This window comes from Legionella gresilensis (assembly GCF_900639865.1).
Taxonomy (GTDB): Bacteria; Pseudomonadota; Gammaproteobacteria; order Legionellales; family Legionellaceae; genus Legionella_C; species Legionella_C gresilensis.
In genome coordinates this window covers 23,517-45,870 of the sequence record NZ_CAAAHX010000003.1, presented here as the reverse complement: position 1 = coordinate 45,870, position 22,354 = coordinate 23,517, and the positions used below count along the sequence as shown (strand labels likewise).

Genomic DNA, 22,354 nt, shown 5'->3' with positions numbered 1-22,354 from the left:
AAATAAATTATTATGAATCCTGAAATTACTAGTCAATTAGATGCGGTTAAAACAGCTTTCTACGAGCTTGCAAATTTAGATTCTTCTATAAGGGTAGACGTTCTAAATAGATTAGCGGTACTCGTTAGGGATTCAAGTCAGGAATTGATAAATGAAAATGAGAAAGATCTCTTACGCATGGATAAAACTGATCCTAAATATGATCGGTTATTGTTAAATGAGGAAAGAATTCAATCTATCGCATGTGATATCGAAGCGGTTGCTAAATTAGCAAGTCCATTAGGAAAATTAATTGCAGAAAATAAAAGGCCTAATGGTCTACTTATTAAAAAAATAACCGTACCTATTGGTGTAATTGCTGTAATTTATGAGTCCCGACCTAATGTTACTCTAGATGTTTTTAGCTTATGTTTTAAAACAGGAAATGCTTGTATATTAAAAGGCGGAAAAGAGTCATTTTATTCTAATCAGTATTTAATTACCTTAATTAAAATTGTTTTAAACGAATATAATTTAAATTCTAATATTGTTTATCTTTTCCCGCCTGAGCGTGAATTAACTAGCGATTTGCTAAAAGCGAGTAACTATATAGATTTATGTATTCCAAGAGGCAGCCAAGAATTAATTAATTTTGTAAGACAGCATGCTCAAGTGCCAGTAATCGAAACCGGAGCAGGTATAGTGCATACCTATTTTGATAAAAGCGGTGATTTAAAAAAAGGGCAGGCTATTATTGATAATGCCAAAACGCGCAGAGTAAGTGTTTGTAATGCCTTAGATACCCTCCTTGTTCATCAAGAACGGCTAAATGATTTGCCTTTTTTACTAAAACTATTGGCTGAGAAACAAGTAGAGATTTATGCTGATGATCAGAGTTATCAGACTTTAAATACCGTTTATCCAGAACATCTTTTATTTCAAGCTAAAGAAGAAAACTTTGGCCAGGAATATTTAGATTATAAACTGTCTATTAAAACGGTAAGTTCACTCCAAGATGCTATTACCCATATTCAAAAATACACTTCTCATCACAGCGAAGCAATAATCACTGAGGATCAAAAAGCGCAACAACAATTTTTAACTGATATTGATGCTGCTGTTGTTTATGTAAATACTTCGACAGCTTTCACGGATGGCGGACAGTTTGGTTTGGGAGCAGAAATAGGCATTAGTACTCAGAAAATTCATGCTCGAGGACCAATGGGTTTGGAAGCGCTTACAAGCTATAAATGGCTTGTTTATGGCGATGGCCAAATACGAAAATAGAATTATTAACTCCCAGATAAAATGAAAAATCAATAGTAAATTTAGCACATTACCAATTTTGGTTAAAATATAACTTAAATATAAAATAAATTATTAACAATTAAATTATTTATGACCAACTCATTAAAACTAATTTTGTTCTGGTGCCGTTACTTGCTCATCTTCCTCAGGACTATATTTTCGTTTCACAGATGTTTTAGAGTTAGAAAATAATCCACCTGGATTTATTAAAACTTGGGCCACTCTTTTTAAAGAAGGTTCTACTTTTTCCTGTTTTTCCTCGTTACGTTCATAATCTCCTTCCGGTGCGTCTGCGACTGGAGTCTGAGGAATGGAATCAAGAATGGAAGCATCTGAAAATAAGCGTTTTGAGCCTAAAATTTTCGCAAACAATGTTAAATCAGTATCCTTTTTTGATTCAAGAGCTACTGCACGGCTTTGAGTTTCCGAAGCAGGTATTGTTGCCAGAGTTTGACTAGGTTCTCTATGTTGAGCAGCACGATTATCTTCAGGAAAATTTATATCTGAAAATGATCGCTTTGAGCCAGCCCCTTTTGGAAATGCCCCTAAATCTTCAGTTGTTGCAGAAGCAACAGGCTCTGCTAAAGCAGTATTTTCTATTTCGCCACCTGCAAAAACTTCAGGGGCTTGAGGCACTCCTTCATTTTCATTATCTTGTGATTCAGGAAAGATCATTTTTTTTTCTAAAAATTTATCATATTGTGGATTGAATCTCATACAAGCTCTAGGGATATAGCAATCTACCTGAGGACTTGTTTCACTTCTAAAATCATCAGTTTTAGTACCACGTGTATCGAAAATAAAGTCCTTTAATTTTGTATTGAGTAATGAAGCAAGCGAGCTAATTTCTATGCTTATTTTAAATTCGCCACTAAAATAATAATATGGTTTGCCATCTTTTATATCTATATTTAATTTAATATTATAAAGATTGCATATATCTTCAATCTTAAAAGTGTCTATAGCAACCTCGTAAACTTTAGGGTGCAAACTATCGTCAGTGCCAAAATACCTTCTTTTCATAAATATTAACTGAATTGGAACTAGATCTTCATGAGATGTCATTTTTCCTCGAAAAACTATATAAACATAAAACCTTCCTTTTTCATCGGTATCGGATGATTTGCGTAAAAAATCAACCTTCTGATTAGGGTTGTCAAGTTCGCTTGCGGCTATAACAATGCCTTCTTTATTTAAAATCAAATAAGCGAAGGGATTTTTATTCTGTAGCTTCCAAGCCAAAGTGTTGCTATTTAAACAAGCATTTTTACTACGTGAAGGAGTAGTAACAGAGGGAGAAGATTCTGACTTAGACAACATAATTTAACTATTTAAATGCGTTAAAGTTAATTTATCTTATCAACAATATCTTAACTTAATATTAAGATTTATTAAGTAACTGTTATTTTTATGAAAAAAAAATAAATTATTTAAAAAATTATTTATAAATCAAATAATAACTTTTGCTACCATCAAATAAAAAATGCAAATTAACATGAAAAAAGCCGGAAAGCCCAAGAAAAACCAAATGTCAAAAAGCTTGTAATACTGAGAGGGTAGGTCATTATTTGTTTTTATACAGTAGGCAAGTATGTTACGAAGTTTAATTTGAATCCCAACCACGGGTAACCAAAAAAAACCAATTAAAACATATAAGAGATAGCTCATTAAAAGCCAAGGAGCATTCCAGGGATAGCCTAGTAACCAAATTAGCCAAATACCTGTTAATGGCTGTATAATGACAGCAGGGGTTGTAAAAATAAAATCTGCTAAAACAGTATTGCGTATTGCATAATACTTTTCATATAAATTATTGGTAAATTTTGAGCGAAACATAAAAAATGCGATGCCCATCCCTGTGCCAAATAGCACAGTTGAGCTAATAATATGTAAGGTTTTAACAAAAAGATAAGTATTCATGTAAAAAAATAATTTTATGCCATAAAATCCTAACAGAATTTACACTATTATGCTTTAAATTTATGAGGGTAGGGCATTATGACTATATCTTTTAAGGATTTTGAAAACGTTGATTTACGTGCTGGAACGATTGTTAAAGCAGACTTATTTCCACGAGCTAAAAAGCCTGCCTATAAAGTATGGGTTGATTTTGGACCAACCTTAGGAATTTTACAAACATCTGCACAAATTACTATTCACTATACACCTGAAAGCCTCATAGGTCGAAAAGTAATCGGCTGTGTAAATCTCGGTGAAAAAAATATCGCAGGTTTCACCTCACAATTTTTATTAGTGGGTTTTGCTGATGAACAAGGTGCAATATGTTTAGCCACAACAGAACCTAATGTTCCTAATGGCAAAAAGCTCCATTAATAAGACAGATTAAAAAAGAAGGTTGCCAACACCTGGCGGAAGTTATAAAAATTTATATATTAAATTTAGCACATTACCAATATTTTTATGTTATCTATAACAAATTCAAAAACAAACTATATAAAGACAACGTCTAAAAAAAGTAAATCAGATATAAATAGCTGTAGTAGAATGGCGTAAGACGTGTTCTGTAAAAAAAGAAACCTGTTTATTGTAATTGCTTAACAAGCGCCGCAAAATCATACTGGCGCAACATTTTCAATTAACTGATTTATAATGATATTAATATACCTTTCTTTAAGCTTGGCAGAAGGCATTTTATATTGAGTGCGACTATTATTGGGGCGGAAAGATAATCCAAAGATAATGACAAGTCTAGTGTTATTAAGCTATTTGTCTTTTTCATAGTAAAACTATAAATTTAGCTCTATATAGGGAAATACGAAGAATCTCATATTCCTAAATTAAGGAGCGATTAAAATTGGGCCATAAGCTAAAAAACTTAATGCTTGAAATGAATATGGACAAGTTTTTACTGCAACCTTTAGGTAGCGTATTAGCCTTAGTATTTGGTTTAATTTTTTTAACCTCTATTCTTTACATGGCGGGCTTTATCAACGCGACAGGTATTTCACTTGAAATATTACCTATTTCCTTTGCAGATATAATAGGTGCGGTAATTAAATTTACACCAGATATAGTTGGCGATTTTATGCCCGTTATAATGGGCTATTTCTTTTTTGAAGTCATTTTTGCAAGGCGTCAAGAAAAAAAACTACATTTTAATTTCCGTAAAGAATTTTGGTTTTTTACTCTATCTTTCTTTATAGTAGGTATTGGCTTTGTAGCATATTACTTTACTGCTAGTCGTTCTTTATTATTAATGTTTCTTTACTATGCTTTGTTTGGCCTAATTGTATTTTTATGGGTATATGTTTCACGGAATAAAAATTTGGCAGATAAATTTGGCAGTATCATTATTCATGTGCTTTTCTTAATTACATTTTCTGTAATTTATTATATTCAGGGATTTACAGAAGGACTGGATGCCAATTTTTATGAGAAAAACCCAATATCTATATATACAAATAAAACATGGCAACCGGCATATTTCATTTATCAGTTAAATAGAGGGCTTATTCTAAGGATAGATAATAAAGTAGAGTTTATTAATTATAAATTAATAGAAAAAATTAGATATAATTAACATTTTATCAATAATCCATTAAATTTGTATTTTTATCCTCAGTTTCCGGAAATTGATCGAAGCAATGATAAACTAGTTTTGAAAAGGAAGGTCCTGTAGAAATTAAACAAGTCATAATTTCTTCTCTAGGTATTTCACTGTCGCCATATTTCTTTTCTAATTCTTCAAGTCTATCAATATTTTGTTTCGCTACAACCTGTCGTAATCCAGAGTTATTGTAATTAATTGATTGGGTTAAAAAACGGGTGGCACAGTATTCTTTGATAGCTTGCTTTAGAGCATTTATTAGCGCTCTTGAACTATTTTTTTCATTTTTTTTATTTTCACTTGTTGTTCTTGCATTAAACATCATTAACCTATTTAATTAATATTTAAATTTTATAGTCTATTATGGAAGGCAAAAATAATACTTTAAGGCATAAAATTAATCAATGATTTTGCACTTTCATATTTATGAAATTTGTATGAGAATACCTAATTTATTATTAATGATTTTAATTTAAAATTGGCTTATATTGCTAAAGTTTAAGGAATGAAATCTTGATTATGCCGGCTTTTTATATCTTTTCCACCATACCATGAAGGTGAATCGCTTGCTGGAAAAGTTTCTATTAGAGTTTCGTCTATAATCTCTTCCTCTGATTTTTTGGAGTTTAAATCATTTTTCTTTGATTGCTGATTGTCTTTGTTTTTCAGGTGATTCATAAGTATCCCTCAACTAAAATGTTTTATTTTCCTATGTACTTATTATATCATCCTTTTAAAGAAGCCTTGATTTTGTACTCTTTCAGCAAAGCTTTAATGTCTGATTTATAACAACCTGCAAGCTAGCACCTAACTGTATGAAGGAGCGAATTAATCTAACTATTGTAGGCTTTTTTTTCTATCAAGGCCTAAGGTCTCTCTTTATTGCTTCTAAATGGAATCCAAACTCATCCTCTTATAGAAAGTATATGATATGTTGGGTTGCTACATTCATAAAAGGAGTTTTTTATAATGCAAAGGATTGTTCTATTATTTATTGGTTTAACCATTCCTTTCAGGATCTTTGCTTGGTGGGAAATGGGGCATATGTTAGTAGCAAACATTGCTTATCAACATTTAAGTATAAAAGCAAAAGAAGATATTAAAAAATTGTTACCTATTATGGAACAAGAAAATAATCCTTACTATCAGTATAATTATGATGCTAAATATCCTAATAGAAGCATAATGAAAATAGCTGTTTGGCCAGACCATTTATTTTCTAAGCCAAACTTTCTATTTACCATGTTTAATTGGCATTTTAAAGATGAGCCTATCAGCATAGATGGAACACTGCCTGAAAAAAAATATAAACAAAATGTAGTATGGGCAATTGAACAATTGACTGAGAATTTAAGCCATCCCGATGGTAATCCAAGTATTAAGGCTAGATCGTTAGCAATGCTAATCCATTTTGTCGGCGATATACATCAACCACTTCATAATTCAAGTTTATATTCTAAACAATTTCCTCAGGGTGATGCTGGTGGGAATAAATACCTAATCTCTTTTAAAGAAAAAAATGGAGATATTTTAAATAATCTTCATAAACTTTGGGATAGTGGTATGACTTTATTTGTAGGTTATGGATTCCCCTATAATTCGAAAGATCTGATTGATGCAGAACTAATCACTACCATTATTATGAACAATCAACCACTCAATAATTTTAATCGTAAAGATTTTATGTTTGATCCGGAAAAGTGGCATAAAGAAGGCTATGAAATAGCAAAAAATATATATGATATTGATTTTGCAGGAGAGCCTGATCCAGGTTACTTGGCTAGAAATGCATCGATAATTGAAAAACAATTAGCTTTAGCAGGATATAGGTTAGCTTTTCTATTAAATAAAGCTTTTTCTGATCCTCAAATGCCTTTTGTAGATACGGCAATGGATGTAGCTTTATAGGCCACGGTTATTGTTAGCATAAATAATAAATAGTTTTAATCTTTTGGTTTGTCTTCCATTTGAAAAGTATAATTTGCAAGCAATATTTTCTTTATAAAGTCACCATAATGAACTGGCTCAAAATGTGCAGGATTTTTTGGCGAGACACATTTGGGTAGCGGAGAAACCTGAGTGTCCAAACTGCAATTATAAAACAATGGTACAGAAAAGCGTTGTTTATTGCTTGTGTTAATGACTCTATGTTTTGTTGCTTTCAACTTTCCATTAGACCAAATCGTCATATGGTAGGTATCATTGATTTTATCTCTTTAGCAAATACTATCCATACCATTATTATAGAATTTATATTTCAGATAATAGTTTGGATTTTAAACAAAATAAAATTCATGAATAATCAATAGCTTTTCTACAAAGCCTAGCACTGAAAAATTCAGATTAGCGCTATTTTCAGGCAAAAAAGTTAAATCGGCTTCTTGCTAGGTATGTTTATCTATATTCTACCTTAAAAGACTTTATTTTATGCAATTGCGATGGCTAGTTAATTTTCTCTTAATTTTATTTTTGTATTATATGCCTAAGTCTAAGACAAATTGTTTAATATGCGCAAAATTTTTGAAAGCTCATCTAAGCGACAGATTAATGAGATAAAAAAATATATGAGTGCTTTAGAAGCTCAAGAAAGAAAGCAGCTAATTACTGATACAGGAAATATGATTAGGGGCAGGATCCTTGTCACTAGCGATGATGAGATTGAGAGCGCATTTAAATCGCTATGTGAGCATTATACATCAGACCCACAAGAAGTAGAGCGTATTCTAAAAAACCTTAGCAATTGCCAAGATAAAACAGAAAAAATTAAATGTATTGCTACTTTTTTTGCTGAACAAGTCTCGATTCCTTCAGAAGAGTTTATTGCACATGTAAAAAAATTTCTAGAAATTATAAAAAATGACTTTGAGTTAAATGCCTTCTTGGCAAATCCACAAGAATATATTAACAATCATAGAAATAGTTCAGCTTATGATTTACAAATTCTTCAATTTGTAATTAATGATCCGAAATTTAATAGCTTGCCTACTATAAATCGTAAAATACCTGCTAATAGTTTTATTTCCACCTTTTTAACTAGTTATATGTATCAATTAAATCTGTCAGAGTATGGTTCTACAGATGCGATAAGGTTTCCCGAGTGTATTAATGAGGGTTGGGAGGAACAAGTAATTGCTAAAGCAAAAAGGAACTACACTGGCCCACAAACTATAGGCACAGGCGCTCTTCCTAGTTATACACCTAGGAATATTGAAGAAACTGCAAAACATGTTATGAAAATGAAAATGGGTGATTGTCATAGCTTTGCACAATTAGTTGCTGATCATCTTTTAAAACTCATTGAAGCAAAGCGATTGCCCCCCTTAGATATAAAAATGGTTAGTCATGATAATGGTTTAGGTGCTCATACTTTTCTTTTGGTAGGTCATCATTCGGATAACTTAGAAGACTTAAATAATTGTTTGATCATTGATGCTTGGGCTGTCGTTATGGGGCATCAATCCACTTATGGTATTTATACTAAAGAAAATTATCCCTTTCCAAGCATGTTAACAAAGCTGGTGTGCTGCTATGATAGTAACGCATTAACTATCTCATCTCAGACATCCCAATCAACACGTGCTTCATCAGTCCAACCAGTCCAGCAAGAAATTAAAACTACGGTTATATCTGGGAATTTCTTCACTAAAAGCTTATCGCCGCCCACAAAAAAACAATTAACGCCTAAGCAGCAAGCTGTAATAGATTTTTTAAATACACTTAATAAGCATGCAGTTAATGTCGTTAAAAAAGATCTCATCAAAGATCTTATTAAGGCTGTTGAAGATAAAAAAATTAAGCCTGAAAAAGTACTTAATCTGGCTGTTTCAGCTTTTTATGCAAAGTTAATTGAAAAAATTAGGGATAAGGATAAGTATGTATGGAAGCAAATTAGTTTCATCGATGATGCCTTAGTAGAGGTATTTAATAAACCTTTTATTAAAGAGATGTGGCAAAATTATATGGATGAAAATAATATAAAAGATACAGTAGGCCCAGATATTAGTATAACTGCCATTAACGCGATAGTTCATTGCTTAAATAAAAATGAAGAACATGAGTTTATTAGCCAATCAATATTAAATAGTAATAAGATGTATTTTGTAGGTAACTAATTTATAATTTTGCATTTTTATTTGTCTAAATTATATGCCTGTTTCAGAAAATCAGCTTAGTATTTTTGAAAAGCTACCCATAGAAATTTTATTTCAAATTTTTGCTAATTTACCCTTAACTGAAGTTATTCAATTTAAGCGTTTCAATAAGTATTTAATGCACCTTGTTAATAGTTATTTAGCCGATGAAATGAAAGTAAAGCAAATTGCTTGCGGGTATAATTTTAGTCTTATTTTATTAGAAAGTGGCCGTATGTTTGCTATGGGCGCCAATAATTATGGCCAATTAGGTTTATTAGGTGAAGAAAAAAGGTTAGCGCCCACGGAAATAATAGGAATAGAGCCCATTGCTCATTTAAGTGTAGGATTTACACATGCAATTATGCTTAGTAAAAAGAAAAGAATTTGGATAATGGGCAATAATGCAGAGCAGCAATTATCTTTTAAGAAGGATGCTTTAAAAAAAATCCAATTAGAGTGCGCGTCTACGCCAATTGACGTTAAAGCTATCATAGCCTGTGATTTTACGACAGCGTATACTGATAATAATGGGATTTATCAGTTGGGTAACGCTAATTTAAAGCCTTATACTATTAATGGCAGCTTAAAGCTGTTACCAGAATGGTTACCAATACCAGCAGACCTCAATATTATTGACATAGCAGCTGGTAAAGAGCACGCCTTGCTATTAACTGCAGAAGGTAGTGTTTACGGTATAGGGTCTAATAGACATGGGTTACTGGGTTTAGGCTATACCATTTCTGATAGTAAAAATTGGACTCTATTGCCAATTAAACGGGCTATTAAAATTAAAGCTACTGATTTAGCGAGCTTTATTTTGCTGAGTAACCAAGACTTGATGGTTGCTGGCATTAATTCAGCAAGACAGCTAGAAGATACAGATATCGCTTATTTTAATTTTTTTAAAAAAATAGCTGCAGGAATAATTAATTTTGATGCGCATGAATTCCATACAATTTATGTTGATTCGTCGCAAAAGTTATATGCTCTGGGCCATAACGACCAAGGACAGCTAGGTATAGGGCCTGCTGATTGTTCTAAAGAATTATTGCAAATAGATAAACCTAAATCTTCCCCATCTAAGCTTAAAAGTGAGAACTCACCTCTAAGATTAATCTCATTGTTACAATCGACCTACCCTTTTTTTAAACCCGGAAAGGGCATTGAAATTAAAGACGCTTTAGCTCGGCCAACTAAGTTCGCAAGAGAAGATTCATTAACTGATAATAGTAATGTAGAAAATAGAAGTAATGGGCCATAAATATACCATTATTACCTAAAAGAAAAATATACATTAGCAAAAATCTACTATATATTAGCCGCTTATTTTAAAGCAATGGATTAAATATTGTGGCTTGGAATTTACAACGTAAAGCCTTTTTAGATCAATTAGAAACTCGACTCAATGAGCCCCTGGTAGTTAATAATAAAGCATTAAGGAATAAATTTTTTGATAATTATATGGTTATCAAAGGACGAAAATTTTTACAAGGACTTGAAGGGTTAAGAAATATTTTAGATAAAAAAAGCCATAGCGTATTAACATATCTTTTACTAGCTGCCACTCGATGCATTGAAGATCCCAACGATGACAATATTGCTACTTTAAAAGGTCAATATCATCTTTTACAGCAATTATTAAATGACAATAAAAAATATAACAAGACAATAGTTGCTACAAATTTATTTTTTAATTCTATTTTTACGGTTTCTGGTTTTGTCGCCAGCGTGGCTGGTTTTATATTTATGAATGAGGCGATAGCAAGCCTTGCTGGGATAACAGCGGGTGCTATGTTTTTATCCACAGGACCTTGGGGATTATTCGCTCTAGGTCTTGGTTTAGCAATCTTAGGTACGGCAATGGCTGTGATTGCAGCTACAGAGGTTATTGAAGATGGTCGTTTTCTAAAAGATAAGCAAGCTAAAAATATAGGAGAATTTGTCAGCTTTTTAGATAATCCAAATACCACGCTTGAAGAAGAAATGCCTGAACTTAATCACTTAAGTTTAGGTGGCAGTTAATGAGGTTAAGATACGTCGTGGCCCTTTAAAAGTTGCTCGACCGTGCATTGTTAGAATATTATCCAGTACCATCATATCTCCTTTTTTCCAGGGAATGGCGATAGTACAATTTTTTAAAGTATCCATGATATGGTAAATGTCTTTACGAGGTATTTTTTCTCCATTTGCAAAGGCAACTTCATGTAAGCGCGTTAAGCGACGAAAATAAAAAAGCTTGGTTGCTAAAAATCCCCACAGTCCTAATAATTTTGGATTAAAGTCGTATAAATGCGCTTGATTAAACCAAACTGTTTCTTGGGTAATTGGGTGTTGCATAAGAGGAGGCATTGATTGCTTCATTTCTAGCCAGTTATTTTTTAGCCAACGTATTTGGATATTGTGCTTTTGACAAAATTTTTCTACGTCAATAAAACTGGTTGTTTCAAACACCTCAGACCACGATTTGTGCGAACGCGCTATTTGATTAATAAAATCCATTATTTTACTTTGATAATAATAGTGAGCTACATAGGTAATCTTCTTTTCATTGAAGCGCGCAACGAGTTCAGGATTAAGTTGTCTATAAATTTCTCTCGCATCACCAATAATGGTCTCACCACCATTAACGGGCTCAGTTTCACAAAAAAAGTAAATATGTTTAGGATAGGTTGGCAGATAGGAAAGCTCCTGATGGAGTGGAATAAAAATATTAGCAGGTGCCTCAGTAGAGGTATAAATACCATCCATAATTTTACTTCTTGGACTATCACCACCTATATAATTAGCAAACTTACCTAAATTCATTTCTTTAATTAATTTTACAAATTTTTTAGGCTCGATTAATGGAAAGCCTCGAAAAAGGATAGCGCCCCGTTTTAATAGTAATTCTTCCAAGGTCGGCATAAATGAGGGTAAAGCCGTTAATAACTCATTAAATGTTAAGTTTTTTCTTAACGTGACTAACGTAGGAAATGTGTCACTTATATTAAAAACTTGCATATGATCCTCGTCCCTGAAGAAAAATACATACACCTCTACTATAGATAAATAATTAAAAATTTCCAATAAAACAAACTGGTATACGTTTTTTAGGACTTGCATTACAAATTGAATTAGTTTTAAAGTAATTGCGGTTACCTATTTACTAACAAGGAAGAGATCATGACGTTACGAGCAAGCAGAATTTATGGTTTAATTTTTGTATCAACCCTGTCTATTGCGCATGCGGCAACTAGCCCTCCTACGACTCCCCAGACCGCAAATGCACAAATTATGCAATTAAATACTCAAATTCAGAATCAAATAAAGCAGTTACAAAATCAAAATCAGCAGCAAATTACGACTTTAAATAACCAAATACAACAGCAATTTAAAGATATTCATGCTGCATTTCAAACGCAAATACAACAATTAAATACCCAAACCCAAAATCAAATTAAACAAATTCAAAGTAATTTTCAGCAGCAAATGCAACAATTGCAGAAACAAATTAACCAAATAGGTAAAACGGGCGCCTAAATTCTAATACCGTAGAATACTACGGTATTAAATAAATTCATTTTGCTCTGTTTGTTCTTAAATGGACATAGTTGGCCAATTTATTTATTTCTAATTTTTCCTAAAAAATTCTTAATTATCAATTGGCTTGCTAGTTTTAAATCGATAGGTTTTTAATTTACCCAACTGCGAAGTGATGTAGTATATGAAGAAGATTGTTCTTATTGCGATTAATTTAACTCATAATACAGAATTTGAAAAAAAAAGTTTTCATGATCAATTGCTGGCGTTAGGATTATCTACTATACGTGCTTATAATAAAGCGAAACAATTACATCCTGACGCTTATATCATCGTTGCTTGGCGGGAGTATGGGGTAAGCAATCAGCTTGCAGTCAGTCAAGATAATATCCATGATTTCAAAGAATTATTGTCTATAGTGACCGATAATAGAGATCTTTTAATTATTGCAGGCAGCCTTATTTCGCAAAAACTAGTCATGGTTAACGCGAACCAAGAAAAAATAAGAGCGATTAAAGCGGCTTATGATAAGTATCAATTTATTAAAGAGATAGAATATAAAAATATCAATAGTAATCTGTTTGTAAATTATAAAGCACAATTTAATCAAGCAAGTTTACAAGCTAAATTTTATAATATTAAAAATACATGCTATTTTTTTAAACAAGGTGCAAAGGTTTACCGTCGCTCTAAAATTGCACCTTGTGAAGAAGTCCCTAAAAATAAAATAAGCCCATGGGCCTATACTTTTAAGGAGCAAGAATTTCTTTTCACATTAGATGCACAAAGCGAGATAACCATCGGTATTGAAATATGCTTGGAACATTCAATAGGGGTATTAAAACATTTAATAAAAGATCAAGGCTTAAAAGCCCCCACTATACATATTATTATTGCTGATTCGAATACGATGGTACCTGAGAACACCTGTGGTGATTATACAGTTCGAATTGATTCCGATCCGGATGATGCAATTAATTTTGGTAAAAATTTAGCAGCAAAGAATAATTTCTTTTATGTCTATCAATTTGATCCCTATCAAAGTAACAATCAACTGCTTAAAGTAATTCACCCTGATAATTATGATGCTCCTGCGCCATTAACGGCTACCTTATTAACAAGTGCGTGTAATTAGCTCTACTTTTTAGATATAAATTTATTGTCTTGAATATAGAAGCGAAAAGGTTTGTCTGCCCATTCTTTAGCATAAGCAACGCCAATACGAGGCCTACTAATGATGGTAAATGATGATTCGTCATCGCTTGCCAAGTAAAAATTATCACTTAACAAGTCATGCCCATTTAATAATTTATTAATCTGCATGGCTTGGCAAAGTAAGCCTGGGCCTTGCGTGCGTTCATTAATATTTATAATGGGTTCAAGTGCACGAATTAATACAGCAGATCCATAACCATCCGGGCCAGTTACCACATTCATACAATGATACATGCCATAAATTAAATAAACATAAGCATAACCTGGCGGCCCGTACATAATTTTAGTACGCGTTGTAATGCCTTTAGAGGCGTGTGATGCTAAGTCATGCGGCCCGATATACGCTTCAACTTCAACGATTTTTCCTATTTTTTGCTGCCCATTGATAACATGCACTAAATATTTGCCTAGAAGTTGTTGTGCTACTGTTAATGCGTCATTGGCATAGAAATCCCGATTAAGCTTTTTCATTTTTAATACTAAATATTTGTTGTTCTTCAATGTAGGTTAAGCTCAGTATAACGTTAATTATAAAATTCTTTAAATTTTAAGATAATTTCGAAGTAAAAGAGTCACCTGATATTTAGTATCAATAAGGAAACTCTTTTAAGTGGCTAGTAAGAAAAAGCAGAAGCTACATAATCTTTAGTATCATTATCCAAAACAATCTTAGATTCGTTTAATTTACTATTATTTTTGTTTGAAGCAACAAAAAATGATACTTGTTGCAGTAGAGAGGGGGGCGATGTAGTTAAACCTAAGGTGCGTGCTAAACTAGCTTCAAGACTAGGAGCTATGCGTCTGTTATAGTTATCTAGGAAAATTATCTTTTTAAGATTAGGGAAAGAGGAAGCTAATGCTATACGTTGTTTAGTTGTCATTCTCTCTATTTCTCCCTGACTTAGTATGACTGTTTGTATATAGGGTAAAGAGTTTTTCATCTGGTTTAAGTTTTTTATAGACAAGCAATTTAAATGACTTTTACATAAATTAAGTTCAATTACGCTTTCAGGAAGTGCTTTAAAAGCAATACTTAAATCTAACGTTTTTTTATCCCTGAATTGGTTTTCTCCTAATATTAATTTTTTAACATTAGGAGAAAACGCAGCAAAAACACTTGCTAAGTCATCGACACTTTTATGCCAAAGATTATTTTTTCGCAAATTTATTGTTGTAATGCTTTGGGGAATAGCTGTAATTAACCTTAGTAATTTATCAGTGTGCATTTTGCGAAGCATATTTTCGCTCAAATCTAGACTAGCAACTGAAGAAGGGATTAACTTAAAAGCTGCAATTAAATCATCAATCTTTTTATTATAAAGTTTACTGCCGTTTAATTTTAATTCAGTAGTATCATTAGGAATACTATTAAAAAATTTACTTAAACTGGTTGAATCTGCATCTTTTAACCCCTTTAACTTAAATTTCATTTAAACCTCTTATTTAACTAACTAAACTCAAAAATTGCCGACAAATTTTACATCAAGATTTATAATTATCAATCTATATATTTAATGAGCATTAAATTTGATAAGTAATGCTATAATCGCTAAGTGGTTAGAGATTTTTGCTTTCTTTGAGGGGAAAATGTTATTCTTGTAAGCCAAAATTCTTAGGGAACAATATGAAGAAAAAATATCTGACGTCACATTTTATTAAAGAAAGTGTCCATTTTTTACTACTCGCTTTTTTTCTTTTTGCTGGTCGTTCCGCTATTGCTGATTGGAACCGAATCCCTTCAGGTTCTATGGAACCTACTGTGTATATTGGTGATTTAATCTTGGTAAATAAATTAGCCTATGATTTAAAAATTCCCTTTACAACAACCCATCTTGCGACTTGGTCTGAACCTAAGCGCGGTGATATCGTTGTTTTTTATAAACCACAAGATGGTCAGCGGTTAATAAAACGGGTTATAGGAACGCCCGGGGACACCATTGCAATGAAAAACAACTATCTCATTATTAATGGTAAACTCACGCACTATCAATTGCATAACCAATCCTTGCCATACACTTTGCCAGCCGATGAACAACAACAAGCTATTATTGCTACGGAATATTTGGCTAAAAAAGAACATACTGTTATGGCATTGCCTTCTAAGCATGCTTTACGAACATTTGGTCCTATAAAAGTACCAGAAGGTCAATTTTTGATGTTAGGTGATAATCGGGATTACAGTGCTGATTCACGTTATTTTGGTTTTGTACCGCGTAAGCAAATCGTAGGCAGAGCCGAGCGTGTGCTTTTATCGTGGGATAAAGAAAATTATTATAAACCAAGATTTAAACGTTTTTTTCAGCAATTAATTTAGTGAAAAGTATATTTAAATAAATGATGCCAATTAAATGCTCTGTCTTTATCGCTATTAGTGTAGATGGGTTTATTGCTCGACAAGATGGCGCTATTGATTGGCTCATGAAGGCTAATACGCAAGCTTCAAGCAATGAAGATGGCGGATACCACTCTTTTATTCAGACAGTTGACGCTTTAGTGATGGGTAGGAAGTCCTTTGCAAAAGTATTGACCTTTGATGAATGGCCTTATGGCAATTTGCCTGTCATTGTTTTAAGTAGTAAACCAATTATCATCCCTAATAATCTACAGCATACAGTTTCTAACTCTTCTGAGCGTCCAACTGCTTTAGTGAAACGTTTAGCAAGCCGAGGATTTAAACATTTGTATATTGATGGTGGTAATACTATTCAACGTTTTTTAACTGAAAGTTTAATTAATGAACTTACAATAACCCTAACGCCTGTTCTAATTGGTTCAGGACGCACCTTGTTTGGTTATTTACCAAAAGATGTGCCATTAAAACATATAGAAACAAAGAACTTAAGTGGTGGTTTTGTACAACTAAAATATTGTATTTAATTCCATATGGCGCAATTATGTGGGTGTTTAGCAAGGGAGGCAGATGTTAGTATGTCTATCATTAACAGACTTATTAAAAATTACCGTAAGTCTTCAGAAAATAGGATTCAGTTTATTATTTTTTTAGGATTTGTTATTGTTCCTATCATCGGGATGGCGTTACTTTATATTATAGTAAATATATTTTGGCTGTAATTCTGGTTGAAGGGCTGCATTAAGCGCAAATCTATTTACCTGAGCGAATAGGCTCTAGTTGCCTTCCAAAAAAAGAAAGATAGCGTTATAGGATCAATCAAATTTATTACTTATGTTCACCGCTTCCTATTCTTCCTGTTCTGCTGATAACACTACAACCTGCTTGTGCTGTCGGTAAAATAGTCATTTCAGTAATATCTACATGTAAGGGGCGGGTAAGTGCATAAAGCACGGCATCAGCAATATCATCTGCAATTAAAGGATTAAAATCTTGATAAAATTCTTTTGCGCGTTTTTCATCATTCCAACGAACGATACTAAATTCAGTTTCTACGGCTCCTGGCGCAATTTCAGTTACACGCACGCTCGTTCCTGCTAAATCAAGACGCATTGATTTGGTAATAGCCCTAACAGCATGCTTTGTAGCTGCATAAACATTGCCATTTGTATAAACATCTTGACCGGCAATAGAGCCAATATTGACAATATGGCCTTGATTTCTTTTGACCATATCGGGTAACACATGGCGGCTAATATAAAGTAAACCTTTAAGATTGGTGTCAATCATGGTATCCCATTGACTAGAATCGCCTTTGTAAATGGGATCAGTTGCTAATGCTAAACCAGCATTATTAATCAGAATGTCAATGGGGTGCGATTGTGTAGATAATGATTGATAAAAATTTTCAACTTTATCTTTATTACGAATGTCTAATTCAATAGGTAGGACATGAATAGAATAATCCTTTTGCAATGACGTGGCTAACGATTCTAAGCGGTCTAACCGTCGTGCCGTTAAAATTAAATTAGCCTTTTGTGCAGCTAATATTTTGGCGCAAGCTTCGCCAATTCCACTGGAGGCGCCTGTAATTAAGGCAGTTTTATTTGCTAAAGAAATGGCCATGGTCACTTTAAATTTAAACATCCCACTTAAACAGGGATGATGAAAATTGGAAAAGAATTATAGCTTATCTTTCTTAGCGTGCAAAGAAGGCTAAGTGGTTGCCAGATAACAATTAAATTCATACTATCTTATTTTAATTTTTTTATAGAGCATACTTATGCAATTCAAAAAATCATTATTTTTAAATCTCGCATTATTCTTTCATTTCACTGTGGTGGCTGCCTCTTCATCTGGAATTTTAGTGTTAGAAACTGATTTTGGGTTAAAAGATAGCGCAGTCAGCGCCATAAAGGGGGTTGCCTATTCAGTAGATCAACATTTAATTATTTCAGATATGACCCATGAAATTCCACCTTATAATATTTGGGAAGGTGCTTATCGTTTATATCAAGCAGCACCTTACTGGCCAAGTAAAACTGTTTTTGTCGTCGTTGTTGATCCTGGCGTGGGTAGTAAACGACATTCGATTGTTGCTAAGTTAAATAATGGCCAATATTTTGTGGGCCCTGACAACGGCTTGCTTACTTTAGTCGCGCATAAAATTGGTATTCAATCTGTGCGATTAATTGATGAGTCGGTTAATCGTTTACAAGGCTCTGAAACCTCGCATACTTTCCATGGGCGTGATGTTTATGGTTATACGGGCGCCCGCTTGGCTTCTGGCAAGATTACCTTTGCTGAAGTTGGGCCGCTTTTTACACAACCTTTAGTGACTTTACCTAATCAAGAAGCAACGCTTATTAACGATAAATTGAAAGGTAAAATCATGGTATTTGACCCACAATATGGCAATGTGTGGACTGATATAAATCAACAATTAGCAAAGCAATTTGGTTTAGCCCCGGGCCAAACATATAAAGTAACCATCTGGCATCAACAGCAGAAAAAGTATGAAAGTGAACTTGCTTTTGAAAATACCTTTAGCGCCATGAAAGATAAACAAGAATTACTGTATTTAAATAGCTTAATGGATATTGCCATAGGTATTAATCAAGGTAATTTTGCGAAAAAATATCAGTTAGGAACTGGCCCTGATTGGCAGGTAATCATTGAAAAAGTAAATAGATACGCTTAAAAATTGAGAAAACTTATTCGGAAATTAAACGAGTGAGTTTTAAGCGAGTATAAGCAATTAAAAAACCCATCTTTTGGCTATTTAAATCAGAAATAGAGCCAGGCTCGGTGGTAACAGAGGCGATTTTAGCACCCATATTTTGGGCGAAGGCAAGTCGATAAGCTAAAAGGGCCTTTTGTAACCCTTGGCCCCGATGCGCCGGTAGTGTACTTGTCAGGCCTAAATCACAAATGGATTGATGAATGGCAATTATACCGCCTGCCACTAATTGGTCTTGAAAATAGGCCCCAAAAACAGCCACATTGGCAGTACGAGCATAATGATAAAACTGCTGCCAAGCCTCTTTACAGCCAAATCCTAAAGCAACACAGTGAGCCCAGGTGTGTAATTCGCATTCGCTTACTTGTCTAATTTGATAATCCGAACTAAGGGAAAACGAGGTAATTTTTTCGCTGGCAAGGTTAAGTAGGGAAATGTTATTGACTTCAGTGACAAAATAACCGCATTCGCTTAGTTTTTGTATAATATCATTGCCTACTAAGGGGCTTAATTCAATATCAATGGATAAATGCCCAAGTGTGTGATAAAAATTTTCTATGGCTTCAATCTGCGTTAAAAACTGCTGGTCTTTACATTGAAAGCCCCAACCAACGACCTGCGAAAAGAAAGAAGTTTTACCCGTAAAACAAGCAGCACCAGAGCCTACCTCTAAAAGAGCGCTTCCAGGCACGTGATAAGTGAGATTAATGTGGCTTTGCTTGATGCAATTTTCAATACTATGAGCCAGTTCTTTTGTTATTAACATCTATTTAAATTAAATCAAATATCTATCTTGAAAAAATTTTAACACATTTATTTATAATTCTAGATTTGTTATGGTTAAAAAAAAGTAATGGACCCATTGCAATAATGTTAAAGCAAGTAAGTACTCTCTGTTTAGGTATAACTTTCTTCAGTATTTATAATATAGGTTATGCTGATTCAAATCCTTGTATAGGCAAAAATGCTTTTATTAATATAATCGATAGACCTAACAATGCAGATAGTGCGTGTGTAGTACCCTTTAAACATTTTGATTTGGAATCAGGTTATGATTATCAAAAAATAGCTCCAGGCACAGGCTATTCACATGATTTTCCGCAATCTGAATTACGTATTGGCCTACCTTTGCAAAGTGAAGTTTTTTTTGTTTTGCCTATTTATAATTATCAATTTTCACCCAAAAATTCCGGCTTTTCGAACTCAACACTAGGTCTTAAACATCAAGTGGGTTATAACGATAAATGGATGCTAACTGCTGAAGGGGCCTTTGAATTTCCAGGTGGAAGTAAAGATTTTGGCACTCAAGCACTGGGTGGCTTTGTAAGTGCCATTATTAATTACGCCATTAATGATAAATTCACTTTTACTTTTGTAGTAGGAGGAAGTATTGAAGCTGATCCTATAAATGCGGGCGGGCACCATTATAATAGTTTTAATCCCGATGCTGTTTTATCCTATTCAGTCACTGAGAAATGGTCACTTTATGGTGAAATTTATGGCCAAACTAAAACAGGCGCTAATGAAAATAGTGGATTTAATGCTGATGTTGGGCTGCTTTATTTAGTGCATCCCAATGTTGTGATTGACATAAGTGCGGGCCAAAGATTGAGAGGCTATTTATATAATATTGAACATTATTTTGGCGCTGGTATTTCTTTTTTAGTGTAACTGCTTTATTACTCAACTTTATTTAACAAAGAGGATTACTAATGAGATTACATAATAAGGTAGCCGTTGTCACGGGCGGTAATAAAGGCATTGGCCGCGGGATTGTTGAACATTTTTTAGCAGAAGGTGCAAACGTGGTAGCTTTTGCCCGTGATAAACAAAGTTTATCTGATTTAAAACAAACGCATCCACAAATCCTTACTGTAAGTGGCGATGTAACAAAAGGGCAAGATTTAAAGCGTTTATTCCAAGAAACTGAACAACATTTTGGTAAAATTGATATTTTGGTTGCAAATTCAGGCGTAGGGGAGCGTGTTTCTGTCGCTGACATGAAGGAAGCAGATTTTGATTATATAGTGAATATTAATTATAAAGGTGTTTATTTCACTGTTAATTATGCCCTCCCATATTTAAATGATGGTGCAGCAATCATATTAATTGCTTCTGTTGCTGCTTATATAACGTTACATAATCACAGCATTTATTCCTCTACGAAGGCAGCCATTATTAAATTAGCTAAGAATTTCGCTCGTGACTTAGCAGTGCGCCGTATTCGAGTTAATAGCATTTCACCTGGTATTATTGAGACCCCGATCTTTAGTAAATCCTTAAAAGAAGATCCAGACTATTTAAAAAAGTGGCAATCATTAGTGCCCATCGGGCGTATTGGTAAGCCACTGGATATTGCTTATGCTGCGTGTTTTTTAGCTAGTGATGAAGCTACGTATATTACCGGGACCGACTTGGTTATCGATGGCGGTCTTTTAGCTAATTATCAAGATCCTCTGGTAAACATGATTACCTAGCTCACTGGCATAAGCCTGAGATTAAATATTTAACTTAATGAAAAACTAAGTCCTAAGCCTTGTTTTAATGCATTTTGGTAAACGACTTCGGCAACGCTTAAATCTTGGATAGCAAGACCAACAGATTTAAACACAGTTAGTGAGTCTTGATAATTTTTATTTTTATTTATTAACCATTGACCTATTTCAATGAGGTCTTCTTGTTTTAATTGATGTTGGTTAACAGCTGCAATGATTTCACCTGCTTCCTTTAAAGCTGCTTCCACCTGATCAACAATGACAGTCGCTTCTTGTAAGACATCTGTATTGATTTCTTGCATCAAAGGTGTATGCGAACCAATTGCATTAATATGGACATTGGGTTTTAACATTGATAAATCAATGAGTGGCTCTGTACTGCTGGTAACAGTACAAATTACATCAGCGTCACTAACAGTATCTGCTACGTTAGAATGTACTTGTACTTTATAATCACTAGCAATTTGCTCGGCAAAATGTTCAGCATTACTTATAGAACGTGACCAAACAGATACCTGTTTAATCGGGCATACAGCAGCGATTGCTTCTAATTGCGTATAAGCTTGGGCACCTGAGCCGATAATAGCTAAGTGTGAGGCATCAGGTTTAGCAAAATACTTAGTTGCTAAACCAGAGACTGCGCCTGTACGTAAGGCCGTTAAATAACTGCCATCCATTAAGACCTTGGGCTCACCTGTTATAGCATCAAGCAACATAATAAAGCCGGTAATTGAGGGTTTATGCTTAGTTAAATTTTTGGGAAAAATAGAAACAACTTTAAGTCCTAATGCTTTGTTGTGCGCTAAATAAGCTGGCATTGCTAGAGTTAATGCATCCTCTTCTTCAATATTAATACCCATTCTTAAAGGCAATTTAACTTGTTGACGAGCGAGTTGCATAAAGGCATCTTCAAGAGCATGAATGGCCTCTGGCATCGAAATACATTGTTTAACTTCATTTAAAGACAGTAATTTTAAGCTCATGGATTAAGATTCAGTTGCTATTATCTTAGCTTTCTATTGTGGGTTTTCTTGTAAAAAAATGCAA

Annotated in this window: 25 protein-coding genes; 14 read left to right on the top strand and 11 right to left on the bottom strand. The window is 33.5% G+C overall.

The window, feature by feature from the left end; all coding sequences use genetic code 11:
• Positions 1-12 precede the first annotated feature (12 nt).
• Complete coding sequence (locus E1P04_RS03840; protein WP_131781610.1) at positions 13-1,266, top strand: glutamate-5-semialdehyde dehydrogenase; 1,254 nt, start codon at positions 13-15, stop codon at positions 1,264-1,266.
• Between the two features lie 129 nt (positions 1,267-1,395).
• On the opposite strand, the gene E1P04_RS03835 is transcribed toward E1P04_RS03840, so the two are convergent.
• Together E1P04_RS03835 and E1P04_RS03830 are read right to left on the bottom strand one after the other, a co-directional pair.
• Positions 1,396-2,607 (bottom strand): hypothetical protein, encoded by a 1,212-nt coding sequence (locus E1P04_RS03835; RefSeq protein WP_131781609.1) that lies wholly within the window; start codon positions 2,605-2,607, stop codon positions 1,396-1,398.
• A gap of 129 nt (positions 2,608-2,736) precedes the next feature.
• The gene (locus tag E1P04_RS03830) at positions 2,737-3,207 is read right to left on the bottom strand and encodes a DUF2269 family protein (protein WP_131781608.1); all 471 of its coding nucleotides are present in this window, start codon (positions 3,205-3,207) and stop codon (positions 2,737-2,739) included.
• Between the two features lie 78 nt (positions 3,208-3,285).
• Here E1P04_RS03830 and E1P04_RS03825 point away from each other — a divergent pair, with 78 nt between their 5' ends.
• Entirely contained in the window at positions 3,286-3,621 is a 336-nt protein-coding gene (locus tag E1P04_RS03825) for a tRNA-binding protein (protein ID WP_131781607.1), read from the top strand.
• Between the two features lie 520 nt (positions 3,622-4,141).
• On the top strand, positions 4,142-4,828 hold the full coding sequence (locus E1P04_RS03820) for a hypothetical protein (protein ID WP_131781606.1): 687 nt from the start codon (positions 4,142-4,144) through the stop codon (positions 4,826-4,828).
• Positions 4,829-4,835: 7 nt separating this feature from the next.
• Here the strand turns inward: E1P04_RS03820 and E1P04_RS03815 are convergent, their stop codons facing one another.
• Both E1P04_RS03815 and E1P04_RS03810 read right to left on the bottom strand, forming a co-directional pair.
• Positions 4,836-5,180: a hypothetical protein gene (locus E1P04_RS03815; protein WP_131781605.1), complete on the bottom strand. Its 345-nt coding sequence runs from the start codon at positions 5,178-5,180 to the stop codon at positions 4,836-4,838.
• Positions 5,181-5,353: 173 nt separating this feature from the next.
• The gene (locus E1P04_RS03810) at positions 5,354-5,533 is read right to left on the bottom strand and encodes a hypothetical protein (protein WP_131781604.1); all 180 of its coding nucleotides are present in this window, start codon (positions 5,531-5,533) and stop codon (positions 5,354-5,356) included.
• 291 nt (positions 5,534-5,824) lie between these two features.
• Here E1P04_RS03810 and E1P04_RS03805 point away from each other — a divergent pair, with 291 nt between their 5' ends.
• Complete coding sequence (locus E1P04_RS03805; RefSeq protein WP_131781603.1) at positions 5,825-6,763, top strand: S1/P1 nuclease; 939 nt, start codon at positions 5,825-5,827, stop codon at positions 6,761-6,763.
• A 35-nt stretch (positions 6,764-6,798) separates the two neighbouring features.
• Here the strand turns inward: E1P04_RS03805 and E1P04_RS03800 are convergent, their stop codons facing one another.
• Positions 6,799-7,044: a 2OG-Fe(II) oxygenase family protein gene (locus tag E1P04_RS03800; RefSeq protein WP_131781602.1), complete on the bottom strand. Its 246-nt coding sequence runs from the start codon at positions 7,042-7,044 to the stop codon at positions 6,799-6,801.
• Positions 7,045-7,362: 318 nt separating this feature from the next.
• On the opposite strand from E1P04_RS03800, the gene E1P04_RS03795 reads away from it, so the two are divergent.
• The 3 genes from E1P04_RS03795 (at position 7,363) to E1P04_RS03785 (ending at position 11,010) form a co-directional block, all read left to right on the top strand.
• The gene (locus E1P04_RS03795; RefSeq protein ID WP_131781601.1) at positions 7,363-8,967 is read left to right on the top strand and encodes a hypothetical protein; all 1,605 of its coding nucleotides are present in this window, start codon (positions 7,363-7,365) and stop codon (positions 8,965-8,967) included.
• A 34-nt stretch (positions 8,968-9,001) separates the two neighbouring features.
• Positions 9,002-10,249: a hypothetical protein gene (locus E1P04_RS03790; RefSeq protein WP_131781600.1), complete on the top strand. Its 1,248-nt coding sequence runs from the start codon at positions 9,002-9,004 to the stop codon at positions 10,247-10,249.
• A gap of 89 nt (positions 10,250-10,338) precedes the next feature.
• Positions 10,339-11,010, top strand: coding sequence for a hypothetical protein (locus tag E1P04_RS03785; protein WP_131781599.1), 672 nt, complete (start codon positions 10,339-10,341; stop codon positions 11,008-11,010).
• On the opposite strand, the gene E1P04_RS03780 is transcribed toward E1P04_RS03785, so the two are convergent.
• Positions 10,996-11,988 (bottom strand): TauD/TfdA family dioxygenase, encoded by a 993-nt coding sequence (locus E1P04_RS03780; RefSeq protein WP_165482667.1) that lies wholly within the window; start codon positions 11,986-11,988, stop codon positions 10,996-10,998. The genes E1P04_RS03785 and E1P04_RS03780 overlap by 15 nt on opposite strands.
• Before the next feature lie 162 nt (positions 11,989-12,150).
• Here E1P04_RS03780 and E1P04_RS03775 point away from each other — a divergent pair, with 162 nt between their 5' ends.
• Together E1P04_RS03775 and E1P04_RS03770 are read left to right on the top strand one after the other, a co-directional pair.
• A complete protein-coding gene (locus E1P04_RS03775; RefSeq protein WP_131781597.1) occupies positions 12,151-12,507 on the top strand; it encodes a hypothetical protein in 357 nt (118 codons plus the stop codon).
• Between the two features lie 184 nt (positions 12,508-12,691).
• On the top strand, positions 12,692-13,642 hold the full coding sequence (locus E1P04_RS03770) for a hypothetical protein (RefSeq protein WP_131781596.1): 951 nt from the start codon (positions 12,692-12,694) through the stop codon (positions 13,640-13,642).
• A gap of 2 nt (positions 13,643-13,644) precedes the next feature.
• Here E1P04_RS03770 and E1P04_RS03765 read toward each other — a convergent pair whose 3' ends face one another.
• Both E1P04_RS03765 and E1P04_RS03760 read right to left on the bottom strand, forming a co-directional pair.
• The gene (locus E1P04_RS03765; protein ID WP_131781595.1) at positions 13,645-14,193 is read right to left on the bottom strand and encodes a DNA-3-methyladenine glycosylase; all 549 of its coding nucleotides are present in this window, start codon (positions 14,191-14,193) and stop codon (positions 13,645-13,647) included.
• Positions 14,194-14,336: 143 nt separating this feature from the next.
• Positions 14,337-15,152 (bottom strand): leucine-rich repeat domain-containing protein, encoded by an 816-nt coding sequence (locus E1P04_RS03760; RefSeq protein WP_131781594.1) that lies wholly within the window; start codon positions 15,150-15,152, stop codon positions 14,337-14,339.
• A gap of 194 nt (positions 15,153-15,346) precedes the next feature.
• Between E1P04_RS03760 and lepB the strand changes: the two genes are divergently transcribed.
• Entirely contained in the window at positions 15,347-16,036 is a 690-nt protein-coding gene (lepB, locus tag E1P04_RS03755) for a signal peptidase I (RefSeq protein ID WP_131781593.1), read from the top strand.
• 23 nt (positions 16,037-16,059) lie between these two features.
• Positions 16,060-16,599: a dihydrofolate reductase family protein gene (locus E1P04_RS03750; protein WP_131781877.1), complete on the top strand. Its 540-nt coding sequence runs from the start codon at positions 16,060-16,062 to the stop codon at positions 16,597-16,599.
• A 301-nt stretch (positions 16,600-16,900) separates the two neighbouring features.
• Here E1P04_RS03750 and E1P04_RS03740 read toward each other — a convergent pair whose 3' ends face one another.
• Positions 16,901-17,719, bottom strand: a complete 819-nt coding sequence (locus E1P04_RS03740) for an SDR family NAD(P)-dependent oxidoreductase (protein ID WP_242604377.1) — start codon at positions 17,717-17,719, stop codon at positions 16,901-16,903.
• Between the two features lie 136 nt (positions 17,720-17,855).
• Here E1P04_RS03740 and E1P04_RS03735 point away from each other — a divergent pair, with 136 nt between their 5' ends.
• Positions 17,856-18,773, top strand: a complete 918-nt coding sequence (locus E1P04_RS03735; RefSeq protein ID WP_131781591.1) for an SAM hydrolase/SAM-dependent halogenase family protein — start codon at positions 17,856-17,858, stop codon at positions 18,771-18,773.
• 13 nt (positions 18,774-18,786) lie between these two features.
• On the opposite strand, the gene E1P04_RS03730 is transcribed toward E1P04_RS03735, so the two are convergent.
• Positions 18,787-19,578, bottom strand: a complete 792-nt coding sequence (locus tag E1P04_RS03730) for a GNAT family N-acetyltransferase (RefSeq protein ID WP_131781590.1) — start codon at positions 19,576-19,578, stop codon at positions 18,787-18,789.
• Between the two features lie 104 nt (positions 19,579-19,682).
• Between E1P04_RS03730 and E1P04_RS03725 the strand changes: the two genes are divergently transcribed.
• Both E1P04_RS03725 and E1P04_RS03720 read left to right on the top strand, forming a co-directional pair.
• Positions 19,683-20,483 (top strand): transporter, encoded by an 801-nt coding sequence (locus E1P04_RS03725; protein WP_131781589.1) that lies wholly within the window; start codon positions 19,683-19,685, stop codon positions 20,481-20,483.
• 41 nt (positions 20,484-20,524) lie between these two features.
• Complete coding sequence (locus tag E1P04_RS03720) at positions 20,525-21,289, top strand: SDR family NAD(P)-dependent oxidoreductase (protein WP_131781588.1); 765 nt, start codon at positions 20,525-20,527, stop codon at positions 21,287-21,289.
• A gap of 29 nt (positions 21,290-21,318) precedes the next feature.
• On the opposite strand, the gene E1P04_RS03715 is transcribed toward E1P04_RS03720, so the two are convergent.
• Entirely contained in the window at positions 21,319-22,290 is a 972-nt protein-coding gene (locus E1P04_RS03715; protein ID WP_131781587.1) for an ornithine cyclodeaminase family protein, read from the bottom strand.
• Between the last annotated feature and the right edge of the window lie 64 nt (positions 22,291-22,354).

What these genes read in the sequence shown, in the direction of transcription:
- E1P04_RS03805 (WP_131781603.1), top strand. Translation starts at nt 5,825, where the DNA reads ATGCAAAGGATTGTTCTATTATTTATTGGTTTAACCATTCCTTTCAGG.
- E1P04_RS03795 (WP_131781601.1), top strand. Translation starts at nt 7,363, where the DNA reads ATGCGCAAAATTTTTGAAAGCTCATCTAAGCGACAGATTAATGAGATA.
- E1P04_RS03730 (WP_131781590.1), bottom strand. Translation starts at nt 19,578, where the DNA reads ATGTTAATAACAAAAGAACTGGCTCATAGTATTGAAAATTGCATCAAG.
- E1P04_RS03750 (WP_131781877.1), top strand. Translation starts at nt 16,060, where the DNA reads ATGCCAATTAAATGCTCTGTCTTTATCGCTATTAGTGTAGATGGGTTT.
- E1P04_RS03810 (WP_131781604.1), bottom strand. Translation starts at nt 5,533, where the DNA reads ATGAATCACCTGAAAAACAAAGACAATCAGCAATCAAAGAAAAATGAT.
- E1P04_RS03825 (WP_131781607.1), top strand. Translation starts at nt 3,286, where the DNA reads ATGACTATATCTTTTAAGGATTTTGAAAACGTTGATTTACGTGCTGGA.
- E1P04_RS03720 (WP_131781588.1), top strand. Translation starts at nt 20,525, where the DNA reads ATGAGATTACATAATAAGGTAGCCGTTGTCACGGGCGGTAATAAAGGC.
- E1P04_RS03815 (WP_131781605.1), bottom strand. Translation starts at nt 5,180, where the DNA reads ATGATGTTTAATGCAAGAACAACAAGTGAAAATAAAAAAAATGAAAAA.
- lepB (WP_131781593.1), top strand. Translation starts at nt 15,347, where the DNA reads ATGAAGAAAAAATATCTGACGTCACATTTTATTAAAGAAAGTGTCCAT.
- E1P04_RS03830 (WP_131781608.1), bottom strand. Translation starts at nt 3,207, where the DNA reads ATGAATACTTATCTTTTTGTTAAAACCTTACATATTATTAGCTCAACT.
- E1P04_RS03740 (WP_242604377.1), bottom strand. Translation starts at nt 17,719, where the DNA reads ATGTTTAAATTTAAAGTGACCATGGCCATTTCTTTAGCAAATAAAACT.
- E1P04_RS03735 (WP_131781591.1), top strand. Translation starts at nt 17,856, where the DNA reads ATGCAATTCAAAAAATCATTATTTTTAAATCTCGCATTATTCTTTCAT.
- E1P04_RS03800 (WP_131781602.1), bottom strand. Translation starts at nt 7,044, where the DNA reads ATGACGATTTGGTCTAATGGAAAGTTGAAAGCAACAAAACATAGAGTC.
- E1P04_RS03765 (WP_131781595.1), bottom strand. Translation starts at nt 14,193, where the DNA reads ATGAAAAAGCTTAATCGGGATTTCTATGCCAATGACGCATTAACAGTA.
- E1P04_RS03835 (WP_131781609.1), bottom strand. Translation starts at nt 2,607, where the DNA reads ATGTTGTCTAAGTCAGAATCTTCTCCCTCTGTTACTACTCCTTCACGT.
- E1P04_RS03715 (WP_131781587.1), bottom strand. Translation starts at nt 22,290, where the DNA reads ATGAGCTTAAAATTACTGTCTTTAAATGAAGTTAAACAATGTATTTCG.
- E1P04_RS03770 (WP_131781596.1), top strand. Translation starts at nt 12,692, where the DNA reads ATGAAGAAGATTGTTCTTATTGCGATTAATTTAACTCATAATACAGAA.
- E1P04_RS03775 (WP_131781597.1), top strand. Translation starts at nt 12,151, where the DNA reads ATGACGTTACGAGCAAGCAGAATTTATGGTTTAATTTTTGTATCAACC.
- E1P04_RS03820 (WP_131781606.1), top strand. Translation starts at nt 4,142, where the DNA reads ATGGACAAGTTTTTACTGCAACCTTTAGGTAGCGTATTAGCCTTAGTA.
- E1P04_RS03840 (WP_131781610.1), top strand. Translation starts at nt 13, where the DNA reads ATGAATCCTGAAATTACTAGTCAATTAGATGCGGTTAAAACAGCTTTC.
- E1P04_RS03790 (WP_131781600.1), top strand. Translation starts at nt 9,002, where the DNA reads ATGCCTGTTTCAGAAAATCAGCTTAGTATTTTTGAAAAGCTACCCATA.
- E1P04_RS03725 (WP_131781589.1), top strand. Translation starts at nt 19,683, where the DNA reads ATGTTAAAGCAAGTAAGTACTCTCTGTTTAGGTATAACTTTCTTCAGT.
- E1P04_RS03780 (WP_165482667.1), bottom strand. Translation starts at nt 11,988, where the DNA reads ATGCAAGTTTTTAATATAAGTGACACATTTCCTACGTTAGTCACGTTA.
- E1P04_RS03760 (WP_131781594.1), bottom strand. Translation starts at nt 15,152, where the DNA reads ATGAAATTTAAGTTAAAGGGGTTAAAAGATGCAGATTCAACCAGTTTA.